The 17897-nt window shown below is 67.8% G+C and carries 19 protein-coding genes and 1 tRNA gene; 9 read left to right on the top strand and 11 right to left on the bottom strand.

All coding sequences use genetic code 11. The features are described from left to right. Positions 1–68: 68 nt before the first annotated feature. Positions 69–617: a helix-turn-helix domain-containing protein gene (locus ACWBNA_RS16785; protein WP_482705131.1), complete on the bottom strand. Its 549-nt coding sequence runs from the start codon at positions 615–617 to the stop codon at positions 69–71. Positions 618–800: 183 nt separating this feature from the next. On the opposite strand from ACWBNA_RS16785, the gene ACWBNA_RS16790 reads away from it, so the two are divergent. Then, positions 801–873, top strand: a tRNA-Ala gene (locus ACWBNA_RS16790). 180 nt (positions 874–1053) lie between these two features. Here the strand turns inward: ACWBNA_RS16790 and ACWBNA_RS16795 are convergent. Beyond that, the gene (locus ACWBNA_RS16795; protein WP_482705132.1) at positions 1054–1767 is read right to left on the bottom strand and encodes a DUF5324 family protein; all 714 of its coding nucleotides are present in this window, start codon (positions 1765–1767) and stop codon (positions 1054–1056) included. Positions 1768–2132: 365 nt separating this feature from the next. Between ACWBNA_RS16795 and ACWBNA_RS16800 the strand changes: the two genes are divergently transcribed. After that, positions 2133–2666, top strand: a complete 534-nt coding sequence (locus ACWBNA_RS16800; protein WP_482705133.1) for a peptidylprolyl isomerase — start codon at positions 2133–2135, stop codon at positions 2664–2666. A gap of 100 nt (positions 2667–2766) precedes the next feature. Continuing rightward, a complete protein-coding gene (locus ACWBNA_RS16805; RefSeq protein WP_482705134.1) occupies positions 2767–3654 on the top strand; it encodes a rhomboid family intramembrane serine protease in 888 nt (295 codons plus the stop codon). A 264-nt stretch (positions 3655–3918) separates the two neighbouring features. Here ACWBNA_RS16805 and crgA read toward each other — a convergent pair whose 3' ends face one another. After that, positions 3919–4173: a cell division protein CrgA gene (gene crgA, locus ACWBNA_RS16810; RefSeq protein ID WP_266436626.1), complete on the bottom strand. Its 255-nt coding sequence runs from the start codon at positions 4171–4173 to the stop codon at positions 3919–3921. A gap of 140 nt (positions 4174–4313) precedes the next feature. On the opposite strand from crgA, the gene ACWBNA_RS16815 reads away from it, so the two are divergent. From ACWBNA_RS16815 to ACWBNA_RS16840, 6 genes are read left to right on the top strand one after another with little or no spacing between them, the layout of a single operon-like run. Beyond that, a complete protein-coding gene (locus ACWBNA_RS16815; RefSeq protein WP_482705135.1) occupies positions 4314–5093 on the top strand; it encodes a DUF881 domain-containing protein in 780 nt (259 codons plus the stop codon). Positions 5094–5121: 28 nt separating this feature from the next. Further along, positions 5122–5808, top strand: a complete 687-nt coding sequence (locus ACWBNA_RS16820; RefSeq protein WP_482705136.1) for a class E sortase — start codon at positions 5122–5124, stop codon at positions 5806–5808. Between the two features lie 52 nt (positions 5809–5860). Then, entirely contained in the window at positions 5861–6022 is a 162-nt protein-coding gene (locus tag ACWBNA_RS16825) for a hypothetical protein (protein WP_482705137.1), read from the top strand. Next, the gene (locus ACWBNA_RS16830) at positions 6019–6657 is read left to right on the top strand and encodes an aminodeoxychorismate/anthranilate synthase component II (protein ID WP_383862221.1); all 639 of its coding nucleotides are present in this window, start codon (positions 6019–6021) and stop codon (positions 6655–6657) included. Before ACWBNA_RS16825 ends, ACWBNA_RS16830 begins: the two co-directional genes overlap by 4 nt. After that, complete coding sequence (locus ACWBNA_RS16835; RefSeq protein WP_482705140.1) at positions 6654–7736, top strand: class E sortase; 1083 nt, start codon at positions 6654–6656, stop codon at positions 7734–7736. Before ACWBNA_RS16830 ends, ACWBNA_RS16835 begins: the two co-directional genes overlap by 4 nt. Positions 7737–7749: 13 nt before the next feature. Further along, the gene (locus ACWBNA_RS16840; protein WP_482705141.1) at positions 7750–8607 is read left to right on the top strand and encodes a class E sortase; all 858 of its coding nucleotides are present in this window, start codon (positions 7750–7752) and stop codon (positions 8605–8607) included. A gap of 99 nt (positions 8608–8706) precedes the next feature. Here the strand turns inward: ACWBNA_RS16840 and ACWBNA_RS16845 are convergent, their stop codons facing one another. From ACWBNA_RS16845 to ACWBNA_RS16880, 8 genes are all read right to left on the bottom strand, one after another. Then, entirely contained in the window at positions 8707–8979 is a 273-nt protein-coding gene (locus ACWBNA_RS16845) for a restriction endonuclease (RefSeq protein ID WP_482705142.1), read from the bottom strand. Positions 8980–9292: 313 nt separating this feature from the next. After that, complete coding sequence (locus tag ACWBNA_RS16850) at positions 9293–9697, bottom strand: hypothetical protein (RefSeq protein ID WP_482705143.1); 405 nt, start codon at positions 9695–9697, stop codon at positions 9293–9295. Positions 9698–10167: 470 nt separating this feature from the next. Continuing rightward, positions 10168–12189: a Stk1 family PASTA domain-containing Ser/Thr kinase gene (pknB, locus tag ACWBNA_RS16855; RefSeq protein ID WP_482705144.1), complete on the bottom strand. Its 2022-nt coding sequence runs from the start codon at positions 12187–12189 to the stop codon at positions 10168–10170. 170 nt (positions 12190–12359) lie between these two features. Beyond that, positions 12360–13838 (bottom strand): peptidoglycan D,D-transpeptidase FtsI family protein, encoded by a 1479-nt coding sequence (locus tag ACWBNA_RS16860; protein WP_482705145.1) that lies wholly within the window; start codon positions 13836–13838, stop codon positions 12360–12362. Beyond that, the gene (locus ACWBNA_RS16865) at positions 13835–15277 is read right to left on the bottom strand and encodes an FtsW/RodA/SpoVE family cell cycle protein (protein ID WP_482705146.1); all 1443 of its coding nucleotides are present in this window, start codon (positions 15275–15277) and stop codon (positions 13835–13837) included. The genes ACWBNA_RS16860 and ACWBNA_RS16865 overlap by 4 nt, the downstream gene beginning before the upstream one ends. Positions 15278–15304: 27 nt before the next feature. Further along, entirely contained in the window at positions 15305–16864 is a 1560-nt protein-coding gene (locus ACWBNA_RS16870) for a Stp1/IreP family PP2C-type Ser/Thr phosphatase (RefSeq protein WP_482705157.1), read from the bottom strand. 98 nt (positions 16865–16962) lie between these two features. Continuing rightward, complete coding sequence (locus ACWBNA_RS16875) at positions 16963–17481, bottom strand: FHA domain-containing protein FhaB/FipA (protein WP_482705147.1); 519 nt, start codon at positions 17479–17481, stop codon at positions 16963–16965. Positions 17482–17491: 10 nt separating this feature from the next. Further along, a partial coding sequence (locus ACWBNA_RS16880) for an FHA domain-containing protein (RefSeq protein ID WP_482705148.1) occupies positions 17492–17897 on the bottom strand: 406 nt, incomplete at its 5' end.

Here is a 17897-nt window from a genome sequence, read left to right on the forward strand (position 1 = left end):
ACCCCCTCGCGTTCCTCCTCGGCCGTCGGCCCGGCTGCCGAACCCCCTTCGGCGGCAGGGCCGCGGGTTCAGTTCTGGTGGGACTGGTAGTGCGTGACCGCGTCGGAAGTGCGGCCCGCGCCGTACACCCGGAGGAACTCTGCCAGTTCCGGGTGCGTGGGGGCGAGAGTGTCGGCCGCCTCGATGATGTCTCCCGCGGCCGCCACCGAGCGCAGCAGCGACTGGATCTCGCGGACCACCCGCTTGACCGTGGGCGCTCCCGAACTGCTGGTCGTGTGTGTGGTGTTGCTGAGCACCGAACCCCCCTGCGACTTCTTGATCTCCTCCATGCGGTCGGTGGCCTCGGCCGCGCTGACGCTGCCGTCCGCGACCTGCCCCGCCAGGTCCTGGAGCAACTGCACCCGCTGGACCACGGCAGGATTGCCGATCTTCGCCCGCTGACCGCTCATCAGCTGCGACAGCATCGGTGCGGACAGTCCCAGCACCCCCGCGAGACGAGCCTGGTTGAGACCAAGATCGTCTATGAGCTTACGGAAGAGCGCCCCCAGCGGCTCCCCGTACCAGTTCCGCTGCAGTTCCCGCGCTCTTGCGGTGGCTTCCTGCTGTGCGGCGTCCATTGCGTCTCCCCATCGCTTCCCCAAAAAACGGTGGTTCGCTGTAGCGAACCACGCGGAGCATCTTACGGAGAGTGGTCGTCCACGGGGACCCCCAATCTTTTTGCGAGATCCAGGGGGTGACCCGGTACTCTGGTCTCCGTCGCCACCCGGTACGCGGTTCTTCCGGGCGGTCGGCCATCTTCCGGGGCCTTAGCTCAGTTGGTAGAGCGCTGTCTTTGCATGGCAGATGTCAGGGGTTCGACTCCCCTAGGCTCCACACAGGAAATGCCCTGTGAACTGCGGAAACGCAGTTCACAGGGCATTTTTCTCATGACCGGGCCAGGCCTGCGGTACCACGGGCGGCGTTTCACGTGAAACAGGCGCAGCCCGGGCCCACCGGCAGACCGCAATGGGGGCGGAAGACCCATGGCCTTCCGCCCCCACACCACGATTTTGCTCAGCCGCGGTCGTCGCGGTGTGCAGCCTCCTCCTCGGCCTGCTTGGCCTGTACCTCCGGGTCGAGTACGGCCTGGCCGCTGCCGTCGACCGAGGTCAGGCGGCTCGACTCCGGAACCTCTGTCGCGGCGGGCGGCTCGACCAGCCAGTCCGGGTTGGCCTGCTTGTCCCACCATTTCCATGCGGCGAAGGCGCCGCCGGCGACGAGGCCCGCCACCGCCAGCGCCTTGGCGAGCCGGCCGGCCCGTGCCCGCCGCTCATGCTTGCGGACCAGCTTCCGGATGTCCTTCGGCGAGACCTGACCCCGCAGAGCTGCCAACGCGGCCGCGCTACGGGCTGCGGCCTCGTCGCGGACGGGGCCCGTCACGGCCACCGCCTGCTCGATCCTCGGCCGGGAATAGTCGGCGGCCTGCTTGGCCGCCTTACGGGTACGGGTCGCGGCCTCGTGGGCGGCCTGGTCGACCTTCGGCGGGACATGTGCGAGAGCCTGCGAACGGGCGGACTCCAGACGCGGCGCGAGATGGGCGTCGTACTGGACACGAGCCTGTTCGGCGGCCTGCGACACCTTCGGCGCGAGCCGTACGCGTGCCTCTTGCGCGTAGTGCGAGGCCCTGTCCTTGGCCGTGTCGGCGTAGGGCGCCACCACTTCCGCGGCGTGCAGCACGCTGTCCTTCGCCGAGCCGGTCGCGGCGCGCACGCTGTCGATGCGGGTCACGGGTTCCTCCTCCTCGGTGGCGTATGGTATTTCGACTTTCCACCCTTTTACGGATCATGCCTGTCGGGGAGCCCCGAGGCATGTGTAGGGCGGGCATCCGGGTCACAGCCACAGACTCCGGAGCATCTGCGATCAAGAACTTCTCAGGAACTGATCACGTGCAATAGCGGATGAATACAGGGCAACGGGAGCTTGTCGTCGACAATGCCACGGATCGCCGCGCTGCGCCCCCGCCCCGTGACCACGCGACCGGATTTCTGTCGGTGAATCCGCCGAACACCCGGTCCCCGGGAGGGTGCCGGGCGACGCACGGCACGAACCGTGCAAGGATCGGAAGGGCACAGAAGGACAACGGAAGGCACATCGTGGCCGAGCAGCTTTACGCCACCCTGAAGACGAACCACGGGGACATCCACGTCCGGCTTCTGCCGAACCACGCCCCCAAGACGGTCCGTAACTTCGTCGAGCTCGCCCAGGGCGAGCGCGAGTGGACCCACCCCGCCACCGGCGAGAAGTCCACCAAGAGGCTCTACGACGGCACGATCTTCCACCGCGTCATCAGCGGCTTCATGATCCAGGGCGGCGACCCGCTGGGCACCGGCATCGGTGGCCCGGGCTACGAGTTCGAGGACGAGTTCCACCCCGACCTCTCCTTCAACAAGCCCTACCTGCTGGCCATGGCCAACGCCGGCCCGGGTACCAACGGCTCGCAGTTCTTCGTCACCGTTTCCCCGACGGCCTGGCTGAACCGCAAGCACACCATCTTCGGCGAGATCACCGACCCGGCCAGCCAGAAGGTCGTGGACGCCATCGCGGCCGTTCCGACGACCCGCCCCAACGACCGGCCGGTCAACGACATCGTCATCGAGTCGGTCGTCATCGAGACCCGCGAAGGCTGAGCCGAGATCTCTCCGGCCTGCGCGAAGGGAACCAATCGCCCCGCTCGTCCGTAAGGATGAGCGGGGCGGTGCATGTGTGTACGACGACTTAGGGGATGTCATGGACCAGGCGGCAAGCAGCTCGCAGGGTGCCCAGAGCCTGCCCGGCTGCTACCGGCACCCGGACCGCGAGACCGGAATTCGCTGTATCCGCTGCGAACGGCCCATCTGCCCCGAGTGCATGGTCAGCGCCTCCGTCGGCTTCCAGTGCCCCGACTGCGTCCGCGGCGGCTCCGGCACCGGCCACGCCCCCACCGCCACCCAGCCGCGCACCCTCGCCGGCGGCACGATCGTCGCCGACCCCCGCCTGCTCACCAAGATCCTGGTCGGCATCAACGTCGCGGTGTTCATCGCGGTCCACGTCCGGTCCGCCCTGCTGAACGACCTGGTCCTCATCGGCGCCTGGCCGCCCGCCCCCTTCGCGCCCACCGAAGGCGTCGCCGGCGGTGAGTGGTACCGCCTGGTCACCTCGATGTTCACGCACAACGAGGTGTGGCACATCGGCTTCAACATGCTCAGTCTGTGGTTCCTGGGAGGCCCCCTGGAAGCCGCCCTCGGCCGAGCCCGCTACCTCGCCGTCTACTTCGTCTCGGGCCTCGCCGGCAGCGCGCTCGCCTATCTGCTCGCCTCCCCGACCACGGCCACCCTCGGCGCCTCCGGGGCCATCTTCGGCCTCTTCGGCGCCACCGCGGTCCTCATGCGCCGCCTCAACTACGACCTGCGGCCGATCATCGCCCTGCTGGTGATCAACCTCATCTTCACGTTCAACCCGGGCTTCAACATCTCCTGGCAGGCCCACATCGGCGGTCTTGTGGCCGGCCTCATCACCGGCTACGCCATGGTCCACGCGCCGCGCGAGCGCCGAGCCCTGGTCCAGTACGGCACCTGCGCGCTGGTCCTAGCGGTAATCGTGCTCATGACACTCGTGAGGACCGCACAGCTCGGCTGAACCGCGCGTTCCCGCAGCTGAGCGGCTGTTGTCCACAGCGAGTGGCGAGTCCTGTGCATACCGTGCGGGAACAGCTGTGCCCCCTGTCGCTGACCGGAGTTTCCGCAGGTCAGGCAGGGGGCGAACAGGGTTTCGGATACCGGTGTGTCAGTCGTACCGGCGTCAACGCCCGATGGGTTATCCACAGATCGTCGTCTTTTCCCCAGCGAGCTGTGGAAATTTGCACCAGGCTGTGGATAACTCAGCGGATACCCCTGGGCAGAGCTACTTCCACTGCGTGGAGACACCGAATCCGGCGGCGATGAAGCCGAAGCCGACCACGATGTTCCAGTTGTCCAGCGAGTCGATCGGCAGCGAACCGTCGGTCACGTAGAAGACGACGATCCAGGCCAAACCGATGAGGAACATGGCCAGCATCACGGGTGCGACCCAGGAGCGGCTGGTCAGCTTGATGGCGGTCGCCTGCTTCGCCGGGGGCGGCGTGTAGTCGGCCTTCTTGCGGATACGTGACTTCGGCACGAGGGTCTCTCCTGTCGATGCGCTGTGGCCGCGCAGGTAACGGGGGCGGGCTCCGGGGCAGCGTACAAGGGGACACTTAGTGCTCCCCCGGGCGTCCGTTAGCGTAGTGCTTCCGCGCCGCCGAAGGAGATAAGGGTACGTTGAGCAATTCTGCCGACTTTCCCGGGACGGGATCCAGCCCGGCGGGCCGGCGACGTTTCCGGCCCGTGCGGGTGCTGACAGCGGCCGTCTTCGCTCTCGCGGGGCTCATTTTCTTCACGAGCTTCAACACGGCCAAGGGCACCAACATCCGGACGGACACGTCCCTGCTGAAGCTGTCCGACCTCATCCACGACCGCAGCCGCAAGAACGGCGAGCTGGACGAGTCCAACGGTGTCCTGCGTCGCGACATCGAGTCGCTCGCCGAGCGCGACGACGGCAGTACCAAGGCCGAGGACGACAAGCTCGCGGCCCTGGAGGAGAACGCGGGCACGCAGAAGCTCTCGGGCAAGGCGGTCTCGGTCACGCTCAACGACGCCCCGCCCAACGCGACGGCCAAGCTGCCCGGCTATCCCGAGCCGCAGCCCGACTACCTGGTCATCCACCAGCAGGACCTCCAGGCCGTGGTGAACGCCCTGTGGCGGGGCGGGGCCAAGGGCATCAAGGTCATGGACCAGCGGCTGATCTCGACCAGCGCCGTACGCTGCGTGGGCAACACGCTGATCCTGCAGGGGCGGGTCTACTCACCGCCGTACAAGATCACGGCGGTCGGGGACCCGGACACGCTGCAGAAAGCACTGGCGGAGAGCCCGGCGATCCAGAACTACATGGTGTACGTCAACGTCTATGGCCTCGGATGGAAAGTCGAAGAGGACGGGGCGGTGACTCTGCCCGGCTACTCGGGCACAGTGGATCTGCAGTATGCGAAGCCCGTGGAGTGAGTCCCGAGTAGGCCCCCAGGAGCTGCCGGTGCGCGTGGTGATCAGGACCGTCAGTGAGTTGTGCGTCACCGTCGGCGCCCTGATAGTCCTGTTCGTCGTCTATGTGCTGTTCTGGACGGGTGTGAAGGCCGACCACGTGATGGACGACCAGATCGACCTGTTACAGGAGCAGTGGTCGCGGGAGCCCGTGCGGCCCACGGCGACGGCGGGAGGTTCCGAGAGTCCGCCCGAGCCGGCGGCGTACACGGCGGGACGGCCGTTCGCGATCATGTACATTCCGCGGCTTGGTTTCACGTGGAACAAGCCCGTGCTGGAGAACACCGCGACCAACACCCTGAAGAAGGGTCTCGGGCACTACGCGGGGACCGCGCAGCTCGGGCAGCGGGGCAACTTCGCGGTCGCGGGCCATCGGCGGACCTACGGCGACCCCTTCAAGGACTTTCCCAGGCTGCGACGGGGCGACGCGGTGGTGCTGACGGACGGGGCGACCTGGTTCACGTATCGGATCGACAAAGGCCCATACAAAACCGTGCCCTCGGACGTCGAGGTGATCGACCCTTTGCCACGTAAGTCGGGGTATACACGTCCGGGCCGCTACCTCACCCTGACCACGTGCGATCCGGAGTGGGGGCACAGCCACCGGCTGATCGCCTGGGCGCATCTGGACTCCACACAGCCTGTGGAGGCAGGGAAACCACCGGCCCTGCGCCGTTAGTCTGGTGCGGTACGGCGTGAGTCTGGTGCCGTGGTGCGACAGAAGGGACGGCATGTACAGCTTTATCTGGCGGCATCTGCCGGGGAACGCCTGGTTGAAGGTGCTCATCTCACTCGTGCTGGTCGTTGCTGTGGTCTACGTCCTTTTCCAGTACGTCTTCCCGTGGGCCGAACCGCTGCTGCCCTTCAACGATGTGACGGTGGACAACCAGTGAGCGCGCGGATTCTCGTCGTCGACAACTACGACAGCTTCGTCTTCAACCTGGTCCAGTACCTGTACCAGCTGGGTGCCGAGTGCGAGGTGCTGCGCAACGATGAGGTGTCGACGGCGCACGCCCAGGACGGCTTCGACGGCGTGCTGCTGTCGCCCGGCCCGGGGACGCCCGAGGAGGCCGGGGTCTGCATCGACATGGTCCGCCACTGCGCGTCGACCGGCGTTCCCGTCTTCGGCGTGTGCCTGGGCATGCAGTCGATGCAGGTGGCGTACGGCGGTGTCGTGGACCGTGCGCCCGAGCTGCTGCACGGCAAGACCTCGCTGGTCGAGCACGAGGGCTCAGGCGTCTTCGCCGGACTCCCGACGCCCTTCACGGCGACCCGGTACCACTCGCTGGCCGCCGAGCCGGCCACGGTTCCGGCCGAGCTCGAGGTCACGGCCCGTACCCACGACGGCATCATCATGGGCCTGCGCCACCGGGAGCTGCCCGTCGAAGGTGTGCAGTTCCACCCCGAGTCGGTCCTGACGGAGCACGGGCACCGGATGCTGGCCAACTGGCTGGTCGAGTGCGGGGACCAGGGCGCGGTGGCGAGGTCGGCGGGGCTCGCCCCGGTGGTGGGCAGGGCCACGGCGTGACCGCGCTGCGCCCCGAGCGCGAGGACTCGTACGGAGGGGTGCCGTACGAGTCGTACGACTCGGTGCCGTACGAACCACCCCTCGGCGACGAGGCGCCGTACGAACCGCCCCTCGGCAACGAGGTGTCCTACGAACGGCCCCTCGACGACGAGACGGTGGCGCTGCGGATACCCGAGCCCCCGACGCGTCCGCTCGGCAGCGAGTCCACATTCGCTTCTGGCGCCTCATCCGCCTCGTCCGCCACAGGATCCCCCACGGGCGGGCGTGCGGCCCGGAGAAAGGCCGCCAAGGGGCGCCATGGGCGTCATGGAGGCGCTTCCGAGAACTCGGCGGAGTCGCCGGAGTCTCCCGACGAGGGCAGGCCGCTCTCCCGGGTGGAGGCCCGGCGGCAGGCACGGGCACGCAAGCCGGGCGCGGCCGTCGTCGCGAGCCGGGCGATCGGTGAGGTGTTCATCACCACCGGCGTCCTCATGCTGCTGTTCGTCACCTACCAGCTGTGGTGGACGAACGTCCGGGCGCATGCGCAGGCGGACAAGGAGACGAGCAGCCTCCAGGACGACTGGGCGAACGGCAAGCGCAACCCCGGGGCGTTCTCGCCGGGGCAGGGCTTCGCCATCCTGCACATTCCGAAGCTGGACGTGGTGGTGCCGATCGCGGAGGGCGTCAGCAACAAGAAGGTGCTGGACCGCGGCATGGTCGGCCACTACGGCGAGGATCCGCTGAAGACGGCGATGCCCGACGCGAAGACCGGCAACTTCGGGCTGGCGGGTCACCGCAACACGCACGGTGAGCCGTTCCGGTACATCAACAGACTCCAGCAGGGCGACGCGATCGTGGTGGAGACGCAGGACAAGTACTTCGTCTACAAGATGGCCTCGATCCTGCCGGTGACGTCGCCGAGCAACACCAGCGTGCTGAATCCCGTTCCGCCGGGGTCGGGGTTCACGACGGCGGGTCGCTACATCACCCTCACCACGTGCACCCCGGAGTTCACCAGCAAGTACCGGTTGATCGTCTGGGGCAAGATGGTCGAGGAACGGTCGCGCAGCAAGGGCAAGCCGGATGCGCTCGTCGAGTAAGGGCAGATGACAAGTGGCAGCGACCACCGACGGCACCGCAGAACAGACCGGCACGTCCGGATCCGCGCCCGCACCGCGTCGCCGCGGCCCCGGCCGGATCGCCATGGCGGTCAGTGTCTTCGGCGAACTCCTGATCACCGCGGGTCTGATCCTCGGCCTCTTCGTCGTCTACTCCCTGTGGTGGACGAACGTCCTTGCCGACCGCAAGGCGGACCAGCAGGGCGACAAGGTCCGCGACAACTGGGCCGCCCAGAAGGACACCGGTCCCAGCGCCTTCAGCACCGGGGCCGGCATCGGTTTCCTGCACGTGCCGGCGATGAAGAACGGCGAGGTCCTGGTCGAGAAGGGCACCTCCTCCAAGATTCTCAACGACGGCGTGGCCGGCTACTACACCGACCCGTCCAAGGCGACGCTCCCCACCTCCGGGAAGAAGGGCAACTTCACCCTCGCCGCCCACCGCGACGGCCACGGCGCGAAGTTCCACAACATCGACAAGCTCAAGAAGGGCGACCCGATCGTCTTCGAGACGAAGGACGAGTGGTACGTCTACANCGCCGCCCACCGCGACGGCCACGGCGCGAAGTTCCACAACATCGACAAGCTCAAGAAGGGCGACCCGATCGTCTTCGAGACGAAGGACGAGTGGTACGTCTACAAGGTCTACGCGATCCTTCCGGAGACCTCGAAGTACAACGTCAAGGTCCTGTCGGCGGTCCCCAAGGAGTCCGGCAAGAAGAAGGCGGGCCACTACATCACCCTGACGACGTGCACGCCGGTGTTCACGTCCGAGTACCGGTACGTCGTCTGGGGCGAGCTGGTGCGGGTGGACGCGGTGAACAACGACCGGACGCCGCCGAAGGAACTGGACTGAGCTGACAGGCCCCTTTGGGAGGGCTAGTCCCCTGGCATGGCGAAGGCCCGAAGCGCAACTAACCCCTGCGGCTTCGGGCCTCCGTATATCACTCCGCGCCTACTCCAGCACGTTCAGTGGTTCTCCTGCGCTCCACTGCTCCAACAGTCCACGGTGTACGGCGGTGATGCCGCCTTCGGCGGCGATGCTCAGGGCATCAGGGGTGAAGGGGCATGTCGCCACGAAGAGGGCCACTTCCGCGGCGTACAAAACCTTGGTTGACCCGACAAACTTCTGGACGTCGGAGCTGGTGATGGAGAGGTAGGGCGCGAACCTCTTGCACTGCGCGACGAGGCGCCGCCCGTCGGCCGTGAGCGCGATGATGTTGGGCACCCGTCGCAGCGCAGCAGTTCGGCGACGTGGTGCTCGAACCTGCGGCCGTTCCTTGCGTCCATGACGGCCATGACTCCGACGGCGGGCCGATCCTCGCGTGTCCCTTCGAGCCTTTGCAGCCGTGTGTGGTGCTGGTGGAGCCGTCGTTCAATGCGCTGGACTCCTGCCCGTAGGGCGATCAACTCCCTGCGGTGTTCACCGGACGTTTCGATCAGGGCGTTGAACATCGGGACGACCGTCCTGCCCAGGATGTGGGTGAGGCGCTGGTCGATGCGGTCGTCGAGGGATACATCACCGGTGTGGACGGAGTTGTTCACAGGCTGCGTACGCGCCGCGTGCTCCATGTCCAGGAGGTACACACGCACCTGACGTGCGACTTCGCTGTCCCGGAGCAGCATGGCGACGTTGAGGATGGCACGGCGTGGGTACAGTGCGAGGGATCGAGAGCGCGCTGGATCCCACTGACCTCCTTCAAGGAGGCCAGTTCTGTACCTGCCAATACGCGGTACCCGCTGGCCGTCAGTTCTTGCCGGTGATCGAGTACCAGGGACTCGATCGCCTTGCGGCCCACTTCGAAATAGGCCGCCACCATCGCCGTAGTCACGTGCATCCCGTCCGGCGGCAGCGACAGTGCTTTGACTCTGTCGAGTACTTCCGTGCGTTCCAGCACGCTGTCGCGCGGGGTCTTCGATTCCAGCAGTGCCGATTCTTTGATCATGCTCTGCCCTTCCGCTCGCGGTGAGGCCGTACGGCCAGGGCAGAGCTCGACGCCAAGCCGGTGAGTTCGTCCCGCTAGTGCTCTGACCGCATTGGTTCGCCGGGTTGGCCGTCGTGGCGGCTGGATGTGCGGTGACGTCCGTTCCGACCGCTGGAGGCGCGGTGGCCGAGCCTGTCCGTGCGCGCAGATTGACTGACCAGGAGGGGCAGCGGCTGCAGCAGATCGTGCGCCGGGGCAGCACGAGTTCGGTGCGGAGCCCGCCGCCTGCGACTGTTCTCCGCCGCTGCCCAACTCGTCACCACCGCTCGCCGCGATTCGTCCCCCTCTGGCCCCCGTGTGGATCGGCTGGTCCAGGTATGCCGTCGAAGTAGCTGCGCTGAGCCCGACAGGCGAAGAGAAGATCGAAGCCCCGGCCCCCTCCTTGGTGAGGGGGCCGGGGCTTCGTTCGTACCGGGCGGAGGGGGTCAGTGTCAGTCCTCGGTGCGGGCCGCCGTTCCGGTGGCGCCGCCGAAGAAGCCGCCGTCGTCATTGCCGCCGTTGCCGTTGCCGCCGTTGTTGCCGACGCCGATGGTCGTCAGGGTGATCTGGGTACCGGCGGGGTCGTCGACCTCGTTGCCCGCACCCGGGTCCTGCTGCTGCACGAACGCGGTATCACTCTGGTCGCTGCCGTTGGCGAACTGGATGTTCGAGAAGCCGGCCGCGTTGAGGATCTGCTTGGCCTGCCCCACGGTCTGGCCGACGACGTTCGGGACCTCCGTCTTGTCCGCCGCCTTGCCGACCTGGATGTTGACCGACGAGTTCTTGTTGGCCTGGGTGCCGGCCGACGGCGTGGTCTGGATGACCTTGCCGATCTGGTTCACGTCGTCGGTTTCGACGTCGGTGCAGTTGCCGACCAGGTTGTTGGCCGTCATCTGGGCCTTGGCCTCGTCGCAGGTCTTGCCCAGGACGTCCGGGACCGTGGCCTTCTCCTCGGCCTTGGCGATGGTCAGGGTGATCGTGGAGCCCTTCTCCACTTCCTCGCCCTTGACCGGGTCCTGGTCGAGAACGGATCCGGGGTCGTCCGAGGACACCCGGGTCTCCGTCTTGACCGTGAACTCGTAGTCGTCGCCGGTGAGTTGGTCCTTGGCCTCGTCGAGGGTCAGGCCGATGACGCTCGGGACGGTGACCTTCGGCGCGCCGGTCGAGACGACCAGGTTGACGGCCGTCTTCTTGTCGACCTTGGTCTGGGGGGCGGGGTCCTGTTCGCAGATATTGCCCTTGGTCTGCGCCTCGCAGGCCTTCGGCGTGATCGTCCCCACCACCAGGTCGCTGTTGGTCAACTGCTTCTTGGCGTCTTCTTCGGTCTGGCCGATGAGGGAGGGCACGGCCACCTGCTCGTTGCCCGCACTGCTGCCGTCGAAGATCCACTTGCCGATGAGAATCGCGCCGACCAGCACCAGGACACCGGCCACGACCAGGAGGATCGTCGAGGTGTTCGACTTCTTCTGGCGGCGCCGGTCGGGACGGTCGTCGTAGCCGTAGCCGCCGTCGTCCGGGTTCATGGGCGGCAGCATGGCCGTGGCGCCCGCGTCGGCACGCAGGGCCGTCGTCGGCTGGTCGTCGGGGTAGCCGCCGTAGCCGACGGAGCCCATCGCGGCGGTGGCCGCGACCGGCTGGCCGTCGAGGCAGGCCTCGATGTCGACGCGCATCTCGTCGGCGGACTGGTAGCGGTAGTCCGGGTCCTTGACCAGCGCCTTCAGGACGATGGCGTCCATCTCGGGCGTGAGCTCGGGATCGAACACGGACGGGGCCTGGGGCTCCTCCCGTACGTGCTGGTACGCGACAGCCACCGGGGAGTCGCCCACGAAGGGCGGCCGGACCGTCAGGAGCTCGTAGAGCAGACAGCCCGTGGAGTAGAGGTCGGACCGCGCGTCCACCTGCTCGCCCTTGGCCTGCTCCGGGGAGAGGTACTGGGCGGTGCCGATGACAGCGGACGTCTGCGTCATCGTCATGCCGGAGTCGCCCATGGCGCGGGCGATGCCGAAGTCCATCACCTTGACCTGGCCGTTGCGCGTCAGCATGACGTTGGCGGGCTTGATGTCGCGGTGGACGATGCCGGCCCGGTGGGAGTACTCCAGGGCCTGCAGGATGCCGATGGTCATCTCCAGCGTGCGCTCCGGCAGCAGCCTGCGGCCGCTGTGGAGAAGCTCACGGAGGGTGGAGCCGTCGACGTACTCCATGACGATGTACGGGATCGAGACCCCGTCGATGTAGTCCTCGCCCGTGTCGTAGACCGCGACGATCGCGGGATGGTTGAGCGAGGCGGCCGACTGGGCCTCCCGGCGGAACCGGGCCTGGAAGGACGGGTCGCGCGCGAGATCCGCGCGCAGCGTCTTCACCGCCACGGTGCGGCCGAGCCGGGTGTCATGTGCGAGGTAGACCTCCGCCATGCCACCACGGCCGAGCACCTGGCCCAGCTCGTACCGGCCGCCGAGGCGACGCGGCTCTTCCATAGCTTCCTACCAGCCCTCTCCGTCGGTCCCGACCGGCACATCAGTGCGGTCGGGTGGCTGCCGTCCGGGCCTACCGTACCCGGATGGCCGTGTGTGACCTGGCCAAGCCCGTCACCCGATACAGGACCGGTATCGCAACGTGCACCGATGTGAGGGGGACGTGATCTGGGTCACTGCTTGCTCTTGATGACCGCCTCCATCACGTTCTTCGCGATGGGCGCCGCGAGGCCACCACCGGAGATGTCGTCACGGACGGCACTGTCGTCCTCGACGACCACGGCCACGGCGACCGGCGAGCTGCCGTCGGCGAGCTTGGCGTACGAGAGGAACCAGGCGTAAGGCTTCTCACTGTTGTCGACGCCGTGCTGGGCGGTACCGGTCTTGCCGCCGACCGTGACGCCGTCGATCTGCGCGTTCTTGCCGGTGCCGTCCTTGACGACGGTCTGCATCATGTCCTGGAGGATCTGGGCGTTCTTCGCCGACAGCGGCTGGCTCAGCTTCTCCGGCTCGGTCTTCTCGATGGGATCGAGGCTCGGCGCCTGGAGTTCGTCGACCATGTACGGCTTCATCAGGGCACCGTCGTTGGCGACCGCCGAGGCGACCATGGCCATCTGCAGCGGGGTGGCGGCGGTGTTGAACTGGCCGATGGAGGACAGCGCGGTCTGCGACGGGTTCATGTTGTCGGAGAAGACCGAGGCGCTGGAACGGATCGGCGTGAAGTGCTCCTCGTCGAAGCCGAACTTCTTGGCCTCCGCGAGCATCTTGTCGTTGCCGAGGTCGGAACCGACCTTGCCGAACACGGTGTTGCAGGAGTACTGGAGGGCGACCCGCAGCGAGGCGTTCTCGCAGGGGATGTTGCCCTCGTTCGGCAGCACGGTCGTGGTGCCCGGCATGGTCCAGGGCAGCGGCGACTTGGTCTTCTCGTCGGCCGAGGTGTACAGGCCGTTCTCCAGCGCCGCGGCGGCGGTGACGACCTTGAACGTGGAGCCCGGCGGGTAGGTCTCGCGCAGGGCGCGGTTGAGCATCGGGTCCTCGTCGTTGTTCGCCTTCTGCAGCTTCTGCCACGCCTCGGTGTCGGTCGTCGTGGAGTTGCCGGCGAACGAGGAGGGGTCGTACGACGGGTAGGACGCCAGCGCCAGGATCGCGCCGGTGGACGGGTCGAGGGCCACGACGGCACCCTTGCCGCCCTGCTTCTTCAGGCCGTTGTACGCGGCCTTCTGCGCGGCGCCGTTGAGGGTGGTGACCACGTTGCCACCCTCCTTCTCGTCGCCCGTGAACATGTCGAGGGTGTTGCGGAAGAACAGCCGGTCGTCGTTGCCGGTGAGGATGCCGTCCTCGATGTTCTCCAGCTGGTTGGCCCCGAAGGCCTGTGAGGCGTACCCGGTGACGGGCGCCCACATGGGGCCGTTCGTGTAGGTGCGCTTGTACTTGAAGTCGCTGCCGGCGGTCTCCTTGGAGCCGGTGATCGGCTTGCCGTCGACGATGATGTCGCCGCGTGCGGTGGCGTACCGCTCGATGATGACGCGGCGGTTGTCCTTGTCGGACTTGAGCTCGTCGGCCTGGACGTACTGGATCCAGTTGTCGCGGATGAGCAGTGACAGGACGAGGAGTCCACAGAAGATCGCGATCCGGCGCAGGGGCTTGTTCATGACGGGCGGACCACCTGGGTCATCTCGGCGTCGGGGCTGGGAGCGGGGGCGGGCGCCGGGCGGCGTGCGGTGTCGCTGATGCGCAACAGGATGCCGATCAGGGCCCAGTTGGCGATGACGGACGAACCGCCGTAGGCCACGAACGGCAGGGTCATACCGGTCAGCGGGATGAGGCCCATGACACCGCCGGCCACGACGAAGACCTGGAGAGCGAAGGCGCCGGACAGGCCGACGGCCAGCAGCTTGCCGAACGGGTCGCGGGCCGCGAGCGCCGTGCGTACCCCGCGCTCGACGATCAGGCCGTAGAGCAGCAGGATCGCCATGACGCCCGCCAGGCCCAACTCCTCGCCGAAGGTGGCGAGGATGAAGTCGGAGTTGGCGGCGAAGCCGATGAGGTCGGAGTTGCCCTGCCCGAGGCCGGTACCGAGCGTGCCGCCGGAACCGAAGGCCCACAGGGCCTGCATGGCCTGCTCGGAGTGCACGATGCCGTCAGAGGCCCCGGAGCGGCTGAGCTGGAACTCGCGCATCGGGTCCAGCCAGGCCTGCACACGCGTCTGGATGTGCGGCTCGAAGCTGGCCACGCCGACGGCGCCGACCGCGGACATCAGCAGACCGAAGACGATCCAGCTGGTCCGCTCGGTGGCGACGTACAGCATGATGATGAACATTCCGAAGAACAGCAGGGATGTTCCGAGGTCGGTCTCGAAGACCAGGATGAGGATCGAGATCACCCAGACGACGAGAATCGGACCGAGGTCGCGGCCGCGCGGCAGGTAGAGCCCCATGAACCGGCGGCTGGCCAGCGCCAGGGCGTCTCTCTTGACCATGAGGTAGCCGGCGAAGAACACCGCGAGGGCGATCTTCGCGAACTCGCCGGGCTGCAGCGTGCCGAGGCCGGGGATCTTGATCCAGATCTTGGCGCCGTAGATGTTCGCGCCGAGTCCGGGCACGAGCGGCAGGACCAGCAGGAACAGTGCGCCGGCCATGGAGATGTAGGTGTACCGCTGGAGGACGCGGTGGTCCTTGAGGAAGATCAGCACGGCCACCAGCAGAGCGACGCCCATCGCCGAGTACAGCAACTGGCGCGGTGCAGCCTCGGCGTAGTTGCTGAGCCGCTTCGACTGGTCCAGACGCCAGATGACGACCAGGCCGAGCCCGTTCAGCAGCGTCGCCAGCGGCAGCATCAGCGGATCCGCGTACGGCGCGAACTTCCGTACGACGAGATGGCCGACGCCCGCGAGCAGGCCGAGTCCGAGACCGTAGCCCAGCAGACCGGGCGGCACCTCGTCGTTGATGGCCAGGCCCACGTTGGCGTAGGCGAACACCGGGATCACCACGGCGAACACGAGCAGCGCGAGCTCGGTGTTGCGGCGGCTCGGCGTGCCGATGGCACCGATGGTGGACGTGTGGTGCGTCGGTGGGTTGGTAGAACTGCTCATCGTGTGACAGGGCCTCTCACGGCTCGGCTACTGCTTGTCGCACTGCGAGACGACCTTCTGCTCCTGGTCGGAGAGGCTGGGGCCGGGGGTGGGCGTGGGCGCAGTCGTGGACGGGGCGGGCGAGGTCGGCGCCGATGGATTCGGGCTCGGTGAGGCCTTGGACGACCAAGAGGCGGGTGTGGTTCCCGTGGTGCCGCCGGCCTCGCCTTCGCCGGTCTTGGCGTTGTTCTCGCTCTCGGCCTTCTGACGCGCGGCTTCCTTCTCGCACGCGGACGCCTGGACCGCCAGGGCGTTGATCTTCGTCTGGGCGTCCTTGAGACCGCCCTCGGTGATCGTCGCTTTGACCTGCTTCTGCATGTACGTCGGCAGGTACTTGAGTTCGATCTCGGGGTGGTCCTTGTGCACCTTGGACAGCGAGACCCAGGCGAGGTCCTGGCTGATGCCCCGGTACAGGGCGACGTGTTCGCCGTTGGCGCCGACGTAGTACTGCGTCTGCGTCCAGCGGTAGCCGCCGTACAGCCCGCCGCCGACGACGGCCAGCGCGAGAGCGATGTAGAAGGATCTCTTGAGCCACCTGCGGCCCTTGCGGGGCTTGACGAAGTCGTCGTCGCCGTAGTCGCCGAAGCCGGCCGTGGAGATGTAGCCGGTGGTGTCGCCGGAGCCGGGCGGGCCGAACTCGCCGCCGCCCTGTCCGGGCACCTGGCGGCCGAGCCCGGAGGCGCGCCCTGCCGGGGTCTGCATGATGCCGTTGTCGTGCAGCTGGAGCTGGTTCTCGGCGACCGCGCCGACCACGACCGGGGTGTCGGAGAGCTGCCCGGCGAGGGTGTCCCCGGTGTCGAGGTCGAGGACGTCGGCGATGATGACCGTGATGTTGTCGGGGCCGCCGCCGCGTAGCGCGAGCTGGATCAGCTCCTGCACGGTCTCCTGGGGGCCCTGGTAGCTGGCGAGGGTGTCCTCCAGCGTCTGGTGGGACACGACCCCGGACAGACCGTCGGAGCAGATCAGGTAGCGGTCGCCGGCGCGGACTTCACGGATGGAGAGGTCGGGCTCGACGTGCTCGCCGCTGCCCAGCGCGCGCATCAGCAAAGAGCGCTGCGGGTGGGTGGTGGCCTCTTCTTCGGTGATACGGCCCTCGTCGACCAGGCGCTGCACCCACGTGTGGTCCTGCGTGATCTGCGTGAGGACGCCGTCGCGCAGCAGGTAGGCGCGCGAGTCGCCGACGTGTACGAGGCCCAGGCGCTGGCCGGTCCACAGCAGTGCGGTGAGCGTGGTGCCCATGCCCTCCAGCTGCGGGTCCTCCTCCACCATCGCGCGCAGCTGGTCGTTGGCGCGCTGTACGGCGGTGCCGAGGGAGGTGAGGATGTCGGAGCCGGGCACGTCGTCGTCGAGGGCGACGATGGTGGAGATGGCCTCGGAGGAGGCGACCTCGCCCGCCGCCGCGCCGCCCATGCCGTCGGCGATGGCGAGCAGGCGCGGACCGGCGTATCCGGAGTCCTCGTTGCCCTCCCGGATCATGCCTTTGTGCGATCCGGCGGCGAAGCGCAGTGACAGACTCATGCGCACCTCGCCCGTCGGCTCCGGGTACATCCGCACGGTGCCCACCCTCCGGTCGGGAGCGCGCCGGGGCCCGGGGTGCCGGGCGCCGCTGCGTGCTCGCTCCGCTCGCGCTCATTCATGACGTGGCACTACTTCCGCAGCTCGATGACGGTCTTGCCGATGCGGAGAGGCGCGCCCGGCGCAATCGGTGTGGGGGTCGTCAGCCGCGCTCGGTCGAGGTACGTGCCGTTTGTGGAGCCCAGGTCCTCGACGATCCACTGGCCGTCGCGGTCCGGGTAGATCCTGGCATGGCGGCTGGAGGCGTAGTCGTCGTCCAGCACGATGGTGCTGTCGTGCGCCCGGCCCAGGGTGATGGTCTGGCCCTGGAGCGCGACGGTGGTGCCGGTGAGTGTGCCCTCGGTCACCACCAGTTTGGTGGGTGCGTTACGACGCTGGCGGCCGCCGGCCGCTTGTTGGCGCTGCTGAGGAGGCGCGGCCTGCCGGGCGGCGGCGGCCTGCTGCTGCCGCCCGCTCTCCCGGCGCGAACCGCGCTGGGTGACACGCGTTCCGAACAGGTCGCTGCGGATGACCTGCACGGCCACGATCACGAACAGCCACAGTACGGCCAGGAAACCCAGCCGCATGACCGTGAGGGTCAGCTCTGACATTGCCCCCGCTTCACCCTTCGGCTTGCCGGTAAATGATGGTGGTACTGCCCACGACGATCCGCGAGCCGTCGCGGAGCGTAGCGCGGGTGGTGTGCTGCCCGTCCACCACGATGCCGTTGGTGGACCCGAGATCCTGGATCGTCGGGGGCGTTCCGGTCCGGATCTCACAGTGCCGGCGGGAGACGCCGGGGTCGTCGATCCGCACGTCTGCCTCGGTGCTGCGGCCCAGCACCAGCGTCGCGCGGGAGATCTGATGGCGGTTGCCGTTGATCTCGACCCAGTGGCGCATGCGGCCGCCGGCCGCGGGAGCGGCAGCGGGTGCGGCAGGGGGGCGCTGTCCGCCCACGGGCTGCGGGTAGCCGTAACCACCGGCACGGCCGCCGGGCGGCGGCGCCGCGGGCATCGGCGGGGCGCCC

Source organism: Streptomyces sp. Q2 (assembly GCF_056820935.1).